The organism is Saccharothrix sp. NBAS 001 (assembly GCF_056640475.1).
The window spans coordinates 5,297,605-5,311,955 of record NZ_CM153251.1 but is presented as its reverse complement, the minus strand read 5'-3'; the positions used below and the strand labels follow the sequence as shown (position 1 = coordinate 5,311,955).

Below are 14,351 nucleotides of genomic sequence, written 5' to 3'. Positions count from 1 at the left end.
CTCCACGGTGTTTTGCCTTCTCCACCGCTGGGATCGCGCGGCTCGGTGAGCGATCAGCCTAATCACGAAGTGCTCTCAGTCAACGGCCGATTGCATCACGCCGGGCCGCCGCGCAACCGTTACGGCTGCTCAACTCCCGTGCGGTCAGGCCGCCCAGCGCGGGTTTCAGCGTTAACTTCACTGTGCGTGTCTGATCCGAACGGATGAGCACATGCTGCGAGGTCGTTGTCCCGGCCTCGATCACGACCTACTATCGCCCATCAGCATCCGCCGCCGGCGTGCCTTGGCGCAGGCGTCGAATTGCGTGGCGGATCAACTACTCGAACTCCCGGGACTTGTGTGGTGACTGGCGACAACAGCGCGCGCTGGCCGTGGTGGGGCGCTGTCGCGGACTGGCGGAACTGGCGCCTGCCGGTCAAGCTCGCCGCCGTGCTGGCGGTGCCGGTGATCGTCGCCATCGGCGCGGGCACGGTGCAGATCCGCGGCTACGTGCGGGCCGCGGACGGGTACTCGGCCGCGCAGCGGATGGTGACCCTGCGTGCCGGCCTCGACCCGCTGATCGCCAACATCCAGGCCGAGCGCGCGGTGTCCGCCCGGGGTGTCGAGGCGACCAGCGTGGAACAGCGGCGGTTCAAGGAACTCCTGCGCAACACCGACGCCGCGGCGGCCGGTGTGCGCAACCTGCTGGAGCGCACCGCCCCCTCGCTCGGCGAGGTCGCCACCGCCCGGTTCGACGACGTCAACGTGCAGCTCGACGGCCTGCCGCAGCTGCGCGACCGGGTGCTGGCCCGGACCATCGACCAGTCCGGCGCGATCGGCGGCTACACCGTCGTGCTGCGCGCGCTGCTGGACTTCGACCAGGCGATGGTCGGCGACTTCGGCGACCCGGCGCTGGCCGGCACCGCGAACGCGCTGCACAACCTGGCGATGGCGGCCGAGCAGATCTCGTGGCAGCACGCGACGGTCCTGTCCGGCACGCGCACGGGCGTGCTGCCGGAGACCGAGCGGAACATGCTGGAGCAGTCCTGGACCCGCCAGCAGGACAAGATCGCCGACTTCAACGCGGTCGCCACCCCGCAGCAGCAGGCGGACTTCCGGTCCGCCGTCTCCGGCGAGTCCGTGGACGCCCGCAACTCCCTGCTCCAGCAGGTCCGGGTCGACCCGGAGGGGCTGCGCCGGATCGACCCCAAGGCGTGGGACGACGGCTCGACGGTCACCGCCAAGCAGTACGACCGCGTGCTGCGCACCCTGGAGGACCAGCTCAAGGCGTCCGCGGCGCGGCTCCAGGACGAGACCAGCGACCGCGCGGGCCTGGCGTCGGCGATCCTGCTGGCGTCGCTGTTCGCCGCCGTCGCGGTCGGCTTCGTGGTGGGCAGCTACCTGCTCCGCTCGCTGCGCGCCCTGCGGGTCGCCGCGCTGGACGTGGCGCAGCACCGGCTGCCGACGCTGGTCGCCCAGCTGCGCGAGGACGCCGCGCCGGACGTCGTGATCGACCCGGTGCCGGTGCACACCCGCGAGGAGTTCGGCCAGCTGGCGCGCGCGTTCGACGCGGTGCACCGGCAGGCGGTCAGCTCGGCCACCGAGCAGTCCGAGCTGCGCACCGGCATGCGCAACGCGTTCATCAACCTGTCCCGCCGCAGCCAGAGCCTGGTGGAGCGGCAGCTGCGGCTGATGGAGGAGCTGGAACGCCGGGAGGAGCAGCCCGAGCAGCTCTCCGGCCTGTTCAAGCTGGACAACCTGGCGACCCGGATGCGCCGCAACAACGAGAACCTGATGGTGCTCTCCGGCAGCGACATGGCCCGCCGGTTCACCCGCCCGGTGGCGCTGGGCGACGTGCTGCGCGCCTCCGCCTCCGAGATCGAGCAGTACCAGCGGGTCGTCGTGCAGGCCACGCCGGCCGTCGAGGTGGTCGGCTACGCGGCGGGCGACGTGGTCCGGCTGGTCGCCGAGCTGATGGACAACGCGACCACGTTCTCGCCGCCGCGCACCCAGGTCGTGGTCGGTGGGCGCGGGCGGCCCGGCGGCGGCGTCCTGGTCGACATCGTGGACGTCGGCGTCGGCATGTCCGAGGAGGACTTGGCCGAGGCCAACGCGAAGATCGCGCGGGCGGCGGCCGACGAGGAGGCGGGCGACCTGCCGGTGTCCCGCCAGCTCGGCCTGTACGTGGTGGGCCGGCTGGCCGGGCGGCACGGCATCCAGGTCGCGCTGCGCGAGCAGGGCGAGGGCGTGCGCGCGGTCGTGGCGCTGCCCGCCGAACTGGTCCGCGCGGTGAAGCCGACGACCGCCCGCCCGACCTCTCCCGGCCCGCTCCAGCCCGCCGGGGCCCAGTCCGGTGCGCTCCAGTCCGGTGCGCTCCCGTCCGGTGCGCTCCAGTCCGCCGCGGGCCGGCCCGCGGCGGCCAAGCCGGGCGCGCCCAAGCACGCCGCACCCGCGCCGGCCGCGACCAACGGCACGCCGAGGGACGAGAAGTGGGCGTCCTTCCGGGGCCGCACCGCCGAACCCGCGCCGACCGGCCCCACGGCCTTCGGCACCACGGTCACCCCCACGACACCGCCCAAGGCCGGGGCGTTGTTCACCAAACCCGTGCCGGCCTCCGCATCCGGCACGGCGACTCCCGCACCACCGGTCGCGCCCGTCGCGCCCCGACCGGGCTCGACGTGGTTCGGCGGCTCCCGGGTCCCGAACGGGAACGGGGAACCACCGCGCCCCGACGGCGTTGAACACTCCGGGCACGTGGAGGTGCCCGGACAGGGGGATCCGCCGGTGCAGGAGAACTCAGCGGGGCTGCCGAAGAGGCGTCCGCGCTCGAATCTGGCCGCCGAACGGCCGGTCGCCCCCGACGCGGCGGCACCGGTCCGAAGGGATCCGAACGCGACACGCGGGTTCCTGGCGAGCTACCAGACCGGGGTCAGGCAAGGTGTGCACGACTCCGGTGAGAACCGAACGGGGCGGGAGAGAACGACATGAGCGGGCAGAGGTCACGGCAGATCGACCAGTTCGGCTGGCTGGTGAGCAACTTCGCCGAACGCGTGCCGGGCGTCGCCCACGCCGTGGTGATCTCCGTGGACGGGCTGCTGCTCACCGCGTCCAGCGGCCTGCCCGACGACCGGGCGGAGCAGCTGTCCGCGATCGCCGCCGGGGTCGCGAGCCTGACCGAGTCGGCCGCGCGGTGCTTCGACGGCGGCGGCGTGCTGCGCTCGGTGATCGAGATGCAGTACGGCATCATGCTGCTGATGTCGATCCGGGACGGTTCGTGCCTGGCGGTGCTGGCCGCGCCGGACGCCGACGTCGGCCAGGTGGCCTACGAGATGACCGTCGTGGTGGACCAAGTCGGCCAGCTCCTGACCCCCGAGCTGCGCGCGGAGCTGCACGGTGTGAAGCGGATGATGGCCCGCCCTTCGGCGTGAGGTGGTCATGAGCCAGGACGAGGTACCGGACGCGTCGTTCGCCGACCTTCTCAACGGGTTCAGCCTGAGCGGGCGGCGGGCGGCCCCGCGCGCCGAGGAGCCGGACCCGGTGGAGCGGCCGACCAGGCCGCACCCGGTGTTCCAGGACGACCCGGACTTCCCGCGCGAGGAGGCCGCGTCCAGCGTGCGCGCCTACTCGTGGACCGGGGGGCGCACCACGTCGTCGCACCAGTTGGAGATCGAGACCCTGGTGTCGGTGGTCGACTGGGACTTCCCGGGCGCGCTGAAGTCGGAGTACCAGGAGGTGCTCAACCTGGTGGGCGCGCCGTGCTCGGTGGCCGAGGTCGCGGCGCTGCTGCGGTTGCCGCTGGGGGTGGCGAAGGTGCTGCTGGGCGACATGGCCGAGCGCGGGCTGATCGACGTGCACGGCACCGCGTCCGCCGAAGAACCCGATCTCGGGCTGATGGAGCGCGTGTTGGCCGGCCTCCGCCGCCTCTGACTGCCTACGATGGCTTCAGTGTCGACCGAAGCAGGGGGTTGGTCAGCGTGGGTGTCGGGCGTGAGACGCGGTTGTCGGCGTGGATCGAGCGGTTCGCGGCGCACTTCGCCGAGGAGGGCATCCCGCTGATCGGCGGCCGGATCCTCGGCTACCTGCTGGTGTGCCAACCCAGTGAGCGGACCGCGGCGGAGCTGTCCCAGGAGCTGGAGGCGTCCAGCGGCTCGATCTCCACGAACATGAAGTTCCTGGTGAACGAAGGTCTGGTGACCAAGCGGACGCGGCGGGGCCGGCAGGCCGCGCAGTACCGGATCAACGAGAAGAAGTGGGCCGACCTGGTGCAGCGCAAGCTGGACGCGCTGACCAGCGTGCGCGAGCTGACCGAGTCAGGGATGCGGCTGATGAGCGGCGACCCGGAGCGGGCGCAGCGGCTGCGGGCCGTCGACGACCTCTACACGTGGCTGGCGACGGAGCTGCCCGCGGTCTGGGAGCGCAGGCCCTCGTCGTCCAGGTGAGGGCGCACGCGGGTCGCGGTCCACAGGTTCGCCGTGGCGATCACGACCGCGCCCGCGCCCAGCACGTGCACCGAGACCAGCACCTCGGGCACGCCGGTCCAGTACTGGACCATGCCGATCGCGCCCTGGGCGAGGACCGCGCCGATGAGGACCAGGTAGGCGCCCCGGGCGTGGCGGCCGAGCGTGAAACCCAGCGCGATCAGCATGCCGAGGAACAGGAACAGCAGGTCGGCGTGGATCTGGGCGAGTCCCGGCACGGGCAGTTGCAGGCGGGGGGTGGCCGCGTCGCCGGCGTGCGGCCCGGCGGCGGTGACGAACGTGCCGGCGAGCATCAGCAGCCCGAGCACGGTGGCCTGCACGACCTGCAGCCGCATCACGTTCCGGGACACCAGCGGCACGGCGGGCCCGTCGCCCTCGCGCAGTGACGCCACCAGCAGCACGGCGGCCCAGGTGAGCACCATGGACACCAGCATGTGGATGCTGACCGTCCACCACAGCAGCCCGGTGAGCACCAGCGACCCGCCGATGGCGGCCTGGAGGGCGACGCCGCCGAGCTGGACCAGCGCGAGCGTCAGCACCCGCCGCCGGCGCGGCCGGTCGACCCACGCGGCGAGCACGCACAGCACGGCGATGATCCCGACGACGCCGGTGAGCGTGCGGTTGCCGAACTCGACCCACTGGTTGAGCGGCTCGACCTCGGGGTGCGCGACCGGGATCAGGCTGCCGGACACGCACTCGGGCCAGGTCGGGCAGCCGAGCCCGGACCCGGTGACCCGCACCACCGACCCGGTCACCGCGATCCCCGCCTCCGCGATCACCACCGCGATGGCGAACACGCGCTGGAACTTGAGCAGGAATGCGGTCAACCAGTGGGGCACGGCTACCGATGGTAGGTACCTCTCGCTGAGAGGTTCCCGCCGGGTCTGGCGGGTGCCGCGTCACCGGTGGGGGTGAGCGGCCGCCCCGGTGGTGTGAAGCCGGCCGGCGGGCCGGGCGGGGCGGCCGGAGTCCGGGTTGCATCGGGAGGTGCGGGCACCGCGCGGGTGCGTCCGGCACCCCGGTCCGCGGCACGGGTGATCTGCGAGGAGATGACGGATGACACCGCGCACCAGCGCACTGATCGGGGCCTTGGCGCTCGCCGCGAGCCTGCTCACCGCGACCGGGACGGCCGCGGCGGACGGGGTGGACGGCACGCGGACCGGGGTGGGTCTGCCCAGGATCGTCGAGGCGGCCAAGGCGAAGGCCGCGCAGAAGTTCCCGGACGCGCGGTTCTTCGGCGCGGAGGCGGACCTGGACCACCCGCCGGTCCAGGGGGTGGGCAGCATCCGGCGGTGGGCGTTGAACTTCACCGAGGCGAGCCGCCCGACCGGGGGTTTCAGCTACATCTACGGCGTCGACGGCGAGTACGAGCAGACCGTGATCTGGGAGCCGAGGGTGGGGATCGAGGTGGTGGACCCGTTCACCATGATCGAGGACAAGGCGCTGGCCGCGTTGCGCGGCAGCGGGGTCACCGAGCCGTTCAGCGAGCTGTACCTGGCGCAGCCGGTGGTGCCGGACACCGAGCCGATCTACTACTTCTGCGTGGTGAGCGGCGGTGAGGGGCGGGTCTTCGGGGTCGGCACGCGGACGTTGGAGGTCTACCCGGACCTGTTCGCCTGCGTCGCCCCGTAGCCGGTCAGCTCAGCTTGGTGGTGCGGGTGGCGAGCGCGGCGGCGGCGACGCCCCAGCCGAGCAGCACCAGCACCTGCCGCAGGCCCGGCGCACCGCCGTCCACGACGGCGGTGTGCAGGCCCTCGGCGAGGGCCGCCGAGGGGAGCAGTTCGACCGCGGTGGCCAGCCAGCCGGGCAGGCTGTCGACGCCGAGCGCGACGCCGCCGATGAGCAGCAGCACGAACCACACGATGTTGGCCAGCGCGAGCACGATCTCCGCGCGCAGCGCGCCGCCGAGCAGCACGCCGAGCGCGCCGAAGGACAGGGTGCCGAGCACGAGCAGCACGACCACCCACAGGATGCCGCCGGCGGAGGGCACTTCCCAGCCGAGCAGCAGCGCGGTGACGACGAGGATCACGACCTGCACGGCGACGACGGCGAGGGCTGCGGCGATGCGCCCGCCGACGAGCAGCCAGCGGGGCAGCGCGGTGGCGGCGAGCCGTTTGAGGACGCCGTAGCGCCGGTCGAAGCCGAGGGCGATGGCCTGTCCGGTGAAGGCCGAGGAGATCACCGCGAGGGCGAGGATCCGGGCGACGGCGGAGCCGACCCGGGGGTCGGGCATCGGGATGACCGACATCGTGGCGAGCGCGATGAGCAGCGCCACCGGGATGAGGACGGTGAGCAGGACCTGCTCGCCGTTGCGCAGGGTCAGCACGGCTTCGGTGCGGGCCTGGGTGAGCAGCATGCGGGGGAGCGGGCCGCGACCGGGTGCGGGGGTGAAGGTGCCGGGGGTGAAGGTCACGACCGCAGCTCCCGTCCGGTCAGGTCGAGGAACACGTCCTCCAGGCTGCGTTTGGCCACGGTCAGCTCCTCGGCCAGCACGCCCTGCTGGGCGCACCAGGACGTCACGGTGGACACGACCTGCGGGTCGATGTGGCCTTCGACGAGGTACCCGCCGCGGCCGGCTTCGCGCACCCGCAGCCCTTCGGGCAGCGCCCCGGTGAGCAGGGTGAGGTCGAGGCCGGGGCGGGCGCGGAAGCGCAGCTGCTGGTCCTCGGAGGTGCGGGCGGTGAGTTCGGCCGGGGTGCCGGCGGCGACCACGCGGCCCGCGTCGACGATCACGACGTGGTCGGCGAGGGCTTCGGCCTCGTCCATGAGGTGGGTGGTGAGCAGGACGCTGACGCCGTCGGCGCGCAGCGCGGCGACGAGGTCCCACACCAGCCGCCGGGCCTGGGGGTCCATGCCGGCGGTGGGTTCGTCCAGGAACACCAGTTCCGGCCGGCCGACCAGGGCGCAGGCCAGGGAGAGCCGCTGCTGCTGGCCACCGGACAGGCGCTTGTACGGGGTGCGGCCGACGCCGGCCAGGCCGAGGATCTCCAGCAGCCACGCGGGATCGAGCGGGTTCGCGGCGCACGCGGCGACCAGGCGGAGCATCTCGTCGGCGCGGACGCCGGGGTAGCCGCCGCCGCCCTGCGGCATGACGCCGACGCGCGGGCGCAGCTCGGGCGAGCGGGGGTCCAGGCCGAGCACGCGGACCTGGCCGCCGTCGGCTTTGCGGAACCCCTCGCACACTTCGACGGTGGTGGTCTTGCCGGCTCCGTTGGGGCCGAGCAGCGCCAGCACGGCGCCGCGGTCGAGGGTGAGGTCGAGTCCGTTCACCGCGACGACGGAGCCGTATCGCTTGACCAGCCCCGACACTTCCACGGCAGGGTGCTGGGGGTGCGGGCTCACGACGGCAGAGCCTAAGGCGTGTCCCGGGCGGTCCCGGTGGTGGGGTGGGCGCCACCTGGTGGTGGGGCTGGCCCCACCCGGGTGGTCGGGGTCGCCTCAGGGTCACCTCGGGGGCAATCCGGATAGTTCCGGACGAGGTTTTCCCGCGAAGATTCCGGTGTGGCGGAGATCCGGGGGAAAAGACGGGCGGCGGTGCTGCCGCTGGCTGTTGCGGGCCTTGTCCTGTCGCTGTTCCCGATTGTTTACCTGCACGTGGCGTCGGTCGGCCAGCTTAGCCCGATCAGCCACACGATCAGCGATTACATCTTCGTCGCCAACGGCAGCGGGCTGCTGGCGATCACCGCGTTGTCCCTGGCCGCGGCCTCGGTGGCGCTGCTGGCCGTCCTGGTGCGGCGGGGTTTGCCCAGGCGGGGGCCGGTGGCGGTGCTGATGGCGCTGTGGGCGGCGGGGTTGACCGTGGCCGCGGTGTTCCCGACCGACCCGACCGGCACGCCGACGTCGTTCTCCGGCGCGGTGCACCGGTACGCGGGCGCGGTGATGTTCGCGAGCCTGCCGCTGGCCGGGTGGTTGATTTCCCGCCGGTTCATTTCCAGTACTACTGTGCGTCGTTTTTCGGTCGCCTCCGGGATCACTTCGGTGGCATTCATGGTCAGTCACGTGACGCTGACCTATCAGGGGGCGGTGCTGCTCGGCCTTTTCGAGCGGTTGCTGTTCGCCCTGCTCTACGGCCTGCTGTTCGCGCTGGCCGCCGCGGTCGCCCGGCGGGAGGTGCGGTCGTGACGTGGCTCGCGGTCCTGCTCGCGGTGGCGGGCGCGGTGTTCTTCGCGTTCGCCGCCCGGTTCCAGCACGACGCGGTGCACGCCACCGAGGGCGCGCTGCGGGTGCTGGACCTGCTGCGCCGGCCGCGCTGGCTGGCCGGTCTGGTGCTGCTGGTGGCGGGTTCCGGGCTGCACGCGGTGGCGCTGGGCATGGCCCCGCTGAGCGTCGTGCAGCCGGTGGGGGTGCTGGCGATCGGCATCACGGCGGTGCTCGACGGCCGGCGGCGCGAGCTGCCCGCGGTGGCGTGGACCACGTTCGGCGTGGGCGCGTTCGTGTTCCTGGCGGCGGGCAGCGCCACGGCCACCCCGGTCGTGCCGGAGGCGGAGCTGACCGCCGGCCTGCTGGTGCTCGGCATCATCGCCGCGCCGGTGCTGCTGGGCGTGCTGTCGACCAAGCCCGTGCTGCGGGGGCTGGGTTTCGGCGCCGCGGGCGGTGTCGCGTACGGCTACGTGTCGGTGCTCATGCGCTCGGTGTCCCAGGACGTCCAGCTGGGGCAGGTCGACTTGACGACCGGACTCTCGGCGGCGGGTATCGCCGTCTCCCTGCTCGTCGGCGGCTGGTTCATCCAGCACGCCTATGCCAGTGGGCCGCCGCACCTGGCGGTGGCCTGCCTGACCGTGGTGGACCCGCTCGTCGCCGTCGGCATCGGCGCGGGGCTGCTCGGTGAGGCCACCCGGACCAGCGGGCTCGTCGCCCTGGCCGAACTCGCCTGCGCCGCCGTCGCCATCGGCGGTGTGGTCGCGCTGGCCCGCAAGCAGAACCCTCCTGCACCTATGAGATCGGAGACCACTGTGTACGACGGACGCGCCATGCGGATCGTGATCGCCGCTGAGACGTTCCCGCCGGACGTCAACGGCGCGGCTCGGTTCGCCCACCGCCTGGCCACCGGCCTCGCGGGACGGGACCACGATGTGCACGTGATCGCGGTCGACCCGGTCGGCAAGGCCCGCACCGAGCACGTGGACGGCATCACGGTCCACCGCCTGCGGTCGCACCGGACGCCGTTCCACCGCACGTTCCGGATCGGTCTGCCGTGGCAGGTGCGCAAGGACGTGCGGGAGCTGCTCACGGAGCTGAAGCCGGACCTGGTGCACGTCCAGGCGCACTTCGTGGTCGGCCGGTACGTGCTGCGGCAGGCCGCGGAGCTGGGCATCCCCACCGTGGCCACCAACCACTTCATGCCGGAGAACCTGTTCGGCCACGCCCGCTGCCCGCAGTGGTTGCAGGGCATGGCGTCCCGGTGGGCGTGGCGCGACCTGGGCCGGGTGTTCGGCGTGGCGGACGTGGTGACCGCGCCGACCCCGCGCGCGGTGCAGTTGCTGCACGACAACGGTTTCCCGCCGCGCGCGGTCGCGGTGTCCTGCGGCATCGACATCGACCGCTACCGGCTGCGCCCGGCGGTGCGCACCAACGACGGTCCGACGGTGCTGTTCGTGGGCCGGCTGGACGAGGAGAAGCGGGTCGACGAGCTGCTGCGCGCGGTGGCCCTGGTGCCCCGCCTGCACGCCGACATCGTGGGCGACGGCTCGTGCCGCGCGGAGTGGGAGCTGCTGGCCCGCGACCTCGGCATCGCCGACCGGGTGCGGTTCCGGGGTTTCGTGGGCGAGGAGGAGCTGCTGGACGCCTACACCGGCGCGGACCTGTTCTGCATGCCGGGCATCGCGGAGTTGCAGAGCCTGGCGACGATGGAGGCCATGGCGGCGGGCAAGCCGGTGGTGGTGGCGGACGCGATGGCGCTGCCGCACCTGTGCCGGCAGGGCCGCAACGGCTGGCTGTTCACGCCCGGCGACGTGGCGGGTCTGGCCGACCGCCTGCACTCGGTGGTCTCCGACCCGTCGGTGACGGCGCGGATGGGCGCGGCGAGCCTGGAGCTGATCGGGGCGCACGCGATCGAGTCGACGCTGGAGAAGTTCGAGGGGCTCTACGCGCAGGCGATGGGCGTGCCGGTGGCGGTCCGCCCGGCCCTGGTCGCCTGATCGGCCCGCGCCTGACGGGGGACGGCACGCCGCCGTCCCCCGTGAGGCGGTTCAGTCGTCGTCCTCGCCGGTGGCCTGGAGGTGGGCGATGCGCTGGGCCACCCGCAGGCCGCGCGGACCGAGCACCGGGTCGCCGTGACCGTCCACAGTGGTCAGGAAGCGGAACAGCATCGCGTGCCCTTCCAGGCGCTTGAGCAGACCTTCGGGCACGTTGCCCTCGAAGTCGACGAAGGACGCCTGCTCGACGAGGTTGCGGGTGATCCGCCGCCGCGCCTTCAACGGCACCCACCAGGTGGTCACCAGCAGCAGCACCAGGCCGAACGACAGCGCCGTGGCCAGCACCGCCTCCCAGCCGACGAACCGCAGCGTGAACACCTGCACGGCCGCGCCGACCACCAGCAGCACCGCCCCGTACACGGCGGCCCACCCGGCGGTCGCGGCGGCGGGCGGCTCGGCGTTCTCGGTGGCCCACACGCCGTCCACCTGGCGCCAGCGCTGCAACGACCGGCCCAGCCGCAGCGACACCGTCGCGCCGAACACGATCGCCACCGCCGTGCCGATCACCACGAGCGTCGCGTCCACGTCGTAGAGCCGGTAGCGCACCACGGCCCAGATCCCGGCCACGATCGACGCCACCACCAGCAGCCGGACCAGCAGGCGCGGTCGCGGCCGGATCTTCTTGAGCACCGCGAGCGGCGTGCCGACCGGCGCGGGCAGGCTGCCGATCACCAGCAGCCCCAGCACGACCAGCACCACGCCGCCGAGCGCGACCATGCCGGTGACGCCCTGCTCGGCGGTCACGCCCGACGCCATCGCGACCCGGGTCCGGTCCACCGCGACCGCGGTCAGCGGGATCACCGGCGAGAGCAGCACCAGGCCGTGCAGCAGGGTCCCGGTGCGCAGCGCGGCGTACCCGAACGCGGCCAGCAGCGTGGCGCTGCCGAACGCCGCCGCCGGGCCCACCGCCCACGGCGGCAGCAGGTCGAACAGGGCCAGCACCAGCAGCGCCCCGCCCAGCGCGAAGCCGAGCAGCCCGAGGAACTGGGCGAGCCGCCCGCCCCGGGTCAGCCCGGTGATCGTCCAGTAGGGCAGCAGCGCCGCCCCGCGCAACGTCCGGGTCAGCGGTTTCGCGGGCCCCAGCCCGGAGTTCTCGCTGTCCGCCACGGTGATCGCGACCGCCGCCGCGGTCGCCGCGGTCCGGATCACCTGGTCGCTGGACGCCTCCTGGGACAGCGGCTCGCGCCCGATCCCGGCCCGGTCGAACGCGGCCAGCGCCTCCATCCCGACCTCCACCCGCTGCGCGTCGGTGCGCACCGGCAGCCGGGCCAGCAGCACGGCCTGCTCCTCCAGGAACAGCTCGCCGCGCGAGCGCCGGTCCGCGCCCTCGTTGCGGTCGGCCAGGATCGCGGCGCGCAGCGCGGGCAGCTCCTCGCAGATGATCCGCACGTGCAGCCCCCACGCGGCGAGTTCGGCCAGCGCCTCGCAGGTCGGCGGGTGGTCGCCGTCCGGGCTGTCGTACAGCGCCGCCAGCTCCGCGACCGCGCGGTCGGCCACCGGCGCGAGCGCGGCGGGCAGCCCGTCGCCGAACAGCCGGTCCACCAGGTGCCCGACCCGGGCCCGCGCCCGGTCGGCGGCGGACCCCTGGGCCGGGCTGAGCCGGTCGATCCGCATCAGCCGCTTCGGCTCGAACACGACCTTGCACAGCATGGTCGCGCCGTCCATCCGCCCCCAGATCCAGTCGTTGACCCGCCACGACCGCTTGAGGAACCCGGAGAACCGGCTCAGCGACGCGCCGCCGGCCTTGTCGTCGGGGGTGATGCTGTAGTCGGCGAACGCGTTGCGGGTCTGGAGGCTGATCTGCACCAGGTCGACGGCCTGGTCCAGGCCGCTGCGCGAGTCGTCGGCCAGGCAGGTCACCGCGACCTCCAGGGCGAGCACCCGCGACAGCCACAGGTCGGCGCCCAGCAGCCCGGCGGCGGTCTCCTCGTCGGTGCGCGGCTCGACCAGCAGCCTGCGCCACGACACCAGCCCGGCCATCTTCACCCGGTCGTCGTCGAGTTCGTCCAGCACGTCCCGGGCGTCGCCGAGGATCCCGGCGATCCGGTCCACCTGCGCCCGCACCCGCTGCCCGACCGAGTCGGCCGACCCGCCCCGCAGCATCCCGGCGGCGAACGACTCGACCCGGCCCTCCCAGTACTCCTGGTTCAGCGCCTGCCTCTCGCCGGTGGTCCACTGCCCGTCCAGCTCGGCGCGGGCCGCCCGCAGCTCGGTGCGCAGGTCGTAGAGGTTGGTGCGGGCCTGGGCCAGCCGCGACGCGCCGTCGAGGTCCTGCGGCACCACCCACACCAGGCGTTTGAGCAGGTCCATCGCGGCGGCGGAGAGCCGGTCGGCCATGCCGATGCCCCACGGCCAGCCGTGCTCGGGCAGCGCGGCGGGCTGCGGCCGGTTCGGCACGTAGGGCAGGCCGCCCCACTTGGCCAGGTAGGAGCGCTGAGCCGCCTCGGCCGCCGCCCGCACGCGCTCGAACGTCCAGCCGGCGGCGTTCGCGCCGGGCACCTCGAACTGGCGGGAGGTGACGTCCCGCGCGGCGTGCCGGATCCGGATGTCCTCGTAGTGGTCGTGCAAGGTCGCGGCGAGCGCGTAGAGCTTCCCGACCACCGAGCCGCCCGTGGCCAGCCGGTCGAGCAACGCGCTGCGCCCGCCACGCCGTGACGCGGCCAGCCGGTTGTGCTCCTCGATCCGCTCGACGTAGGTGCGCCCGCTCTGGCTGGTCAACGCGCTGAGCAGCCGCGCGCCCGTGCCGATCGTGCTGGGCGGCTTGCCGTCGACGGGCGCGGTGGGCGCTTCGGCGCTCTCCTTGGCGTGCGGGAAGACCAGGAGCATCACCCGACGCACAGGCCCCTCGGCGGGCATGCGGTCGATCGCCTCCAACGCCTCCTTGGTCGGCGTGTTGACCAGCACGCCCCCGTCCACCGCGTACCGCGAGCGGTTGTCCGCGCCGTCGGCCCACGAGGCGACGTCGGCCATGTTGGGCCGTCCGTGGACGGTATCGGAGCCGACGGGCACGTAAGAGGGCTCGAACGCGAACGGGAACGAGGCGGAGGACCGCGCGGCCAGCGCCATCCGGTCCACCAACGTCGGCAGCTGGTCGGCGGTGAAGTCGTCCCGCCCGTTCGGCTCCCGCCGGAACGAGAAACTGCCCTGGTAGGAGGACTGGACCAGGGCCTGCCCGAGGTCGTCGTGGGTGACGGTGGGAACGCCCCCGAGCAACGTGGTCGTGATCCGCAGGTCGACCGGCCGCTCCTCGGCGGGGGTGGGGGAGAAGTCGGTGGTCAGCCGGTCCAGCGCCTCCTGGAGCCGGGGCAGGAAGAACTCGTCGCCCTTGAGCAGCGAGACGGGCGACCCCCGGAACGGCGTGCGCAGCAGCTGCTCCATCCGCCCCTGCTCGGCCCACAGGTCCCGCAGCCGTTCCAGCTTGGCGTTCCCGTTGACCTGCGACAGCGCCAACGCGGCCCCGTTGATCCCGCCCGCCGAGGTCCCGGTGATCACATCGGCCCGGGCCGTGCTGCCGACCAGGTCCAGCAGGTCGGAGTACACCCCGTCGGCGCGGGTGAGCCGGTCGAGTTCGAGGACCACGCCCCCCATCCACACCGCCAGGCTGACCCCGCCGTTGAGCACGACGGCAAACCGGATCTGCTCGCGAGGCACGTCGGCCATCACACGCTCCCTCCCCGGACGCGCGGCGATCTTCCCAGGT

Annotated in this window: 11 protein-coding genes; 7 read left to right on the top strand and 4 right to left on the bottom strand. The window is 73.3% G+C overall.

All coding sequences use genetic code 11. The features are described from left to right. Positions 1–342: 342 nt before the first annotated feature. The 4 genes from AC0HI0_RS21955 to AC0HI0_RS21940 are packed head-to-tail and all read left to right on the top strand — an operon-like array spanning position 343 to position 4,418. Positions 343–2,967, top strand: a complete 2,625-nt coding sequence (locus AC0HI0_RS21955; protein WP_480925371.1) for a sensor histidine kinase — start codon at positions 343–345, stop codon at positions 2,965–2,967. Continuing rightward, positions 2,964–3,407: a roadblock/LC7 domain-containing protein gene (locus tag AC0HI0_RS21950; RefSeq protein ID WP_015103605.1), complete on the top strand. Its 444-nt coding sequence runs from the start codon at positions 2,964–2,966 to the stop codon at positions 3,405–3,407. The genes AC0HI0_RS21955 and AC0HI0_RS21950 overlap by 4 nt, the downstream gene beginning before the upstream one ends. 7 nt (positions 3,408–3,414) lie before the next feature. Next, positions 3,415–3,906, top strand: a complete 492-nt coding sequence (locus AC0HI0_RS21945; protein WP_480925370.1) for a DUF742 domain-containing protein — start codon at positions 3,415–3,417, stop codon at positions 3,904–3,906. 47 nt (positions 3,907–3,953) lie between these two features. Further along, positions 3,954–4,418: a GbsR/MarR family transcriptional regulator gene (locus AC0HI0_RS21940; RefSeq protein ID WP_480925369.1), complete on the top strand. Its 465-nt coding sequence runs from the start codon at positions 3,954–3,956 to the stop codon at positions 4,416–4,418. Here the strand turns inward: AC0HI0_RS21940 and AC0HI0_RS21935 are convergent. Then, entirely contained in the window at positions 4,355–5,296 is a 942-nt protein-coding gene (locus tag AC0HI0_RS21935; RefSeq protein WP_480925368.1) for a COX15/CtaA family protein, read from the bottom strand. The genes AC0HI0_RS21940 and AC0HI0_RS21935 overlap by 64 nt on opposite strands. A 217-nt stretch (positions 5,297–5,513) precedes the next feature. On the opposite strand from AC0HI0_RS21935, the gene AC0HI0_RS21930 reads away from it, so the two are divergent. Further along, the gene (locus AC0HI0_RS21930) at positions 5,514–6,089 is read left to right on the top strand and encodes a hypothetical protein (RefSeq protein ID WP_480925367.1); all 576 of its coding nucleotides are present in this window, start codon (positions 5,514–5,516) and stop codon (positions 6,087–6,089) included. A gap of 4 nt (positions 6,090–6,093) precedes the next feature. Here AC0HI0_RS21930 and AC0HI0_RS21925 read toward each other — a convergent pair whose 3' ends face one another. Together AC0HI0_RS21925 and AC0HI0_RS21920 are read right to left on the bottom strand one after the other, a co-directional pair. Further along, a complete protein-coding gene (locus AC0HI0_RS21925; RefSeq protein WP_480934357.1) occupies positions 6,094–6,813 on the bottom strand; it encodes an ABC transporter permease in 720 nt (239 codons plus the stop codon). A gap of 53 nt (positions 6,814–6,866) precedes the next feature. Then, positions 6,867–7,799, bottom strand: coding sequence for an ABC transporter ATP-binding protein (locus tag AC0HI0_RS21920; protein ID WP_480925366.1), 933 nt, complete (start codon positions 7,797–7,799; stop codon positions 6,867–6,869). Positions 7,800–7,958: 159 nt separating this feature from the next. Between AC0HI0_RS21920 and AC0HI0_RS21915 the strand changes: the two genes are divergently transcribed. Both AC0HI0_RS21915 and AC0HI0_RS21910 read left to right on the top strand, forming a co-directional pair. After that, a complete protein-coding gene (locus AC0HI0_RS21915; RefSeq protein WP_480925365.1) occupies positions 7,959–8,579 on the top strand; it encodes a DUF998 domain-containing protein in 621 nt (206 codons plus the stop codon). Then, entirely contained in the window at positions 8,576–10,594 is a 2,019-nt protein-coding gene (locus AC0HI0_RS21910) for a glycosyltransferase (protein ID WP_480925364.1), read from the top strand. The genes AC0HI0_RS21915 and AC0HI0_RS21910 overlap by 4 nt, the downstream gene beginning before the upstream one ends. 51 nt (positions 10,595–10,645) lie before the next feature. Here AC0HI0_RS21910 and AC0HI0_RS21905 read toward each other — a convergent pair whose 3' ends face one another. Continuing rightward, complete coding sequence (locus AC0HI0_RS21905) at positions 10,646–14,311, bottom strand: patatin-like protein (protein ID WP_480925363.1); 3,666 nt, start codon at positions 14,309–14,311, stop codon at positions 10,646–10,648. Positions 14,312–14,351 lie beyond the last annotated feature (40 nt).

Excerpts from the sequence above, each read along its gene's own strand:
- AC0HI0_RS21950 (WP_015103605.1), top strand. The coding sequence starts at position 2,964 with ATGAGCGGGCAGAGGTCACGGCAGATCGACCAGTTCGGCTGGCTGGTG.
- AC0HI0_RS21945 (WP_480925370.1), top strand. The coding sequence starts at position 3,415 with ATGAGCCAGGACGAGGTACCGGACGCGTCGTTCGCCGACCTTCTCAAC.
- AC0HI0_RS21930 (WP_480925367.1), top strand. The coding sequence starts at position 5,514 with ATGACACCGCGCACCAGCGCACTGATCGGGGCCTTGGCGCTCGCCGCG.
- AC0HI0_RS21925 (WP_480934357.1), bottom strand. The coding sequence starts at position 6,813 with ATGCTGCTCACCCAGGCCCGCACCGAAGCCGTGCTGACCCTGCGCAAC.
- AC0HI0_RS21905 (WP_480925363.1), bottom strand. The coding sequence starts at position 14,311 with ATGGCCGACGTGCCTCGCGAGCAGATCCGGTTTGCCGTCGTGCTCAAC.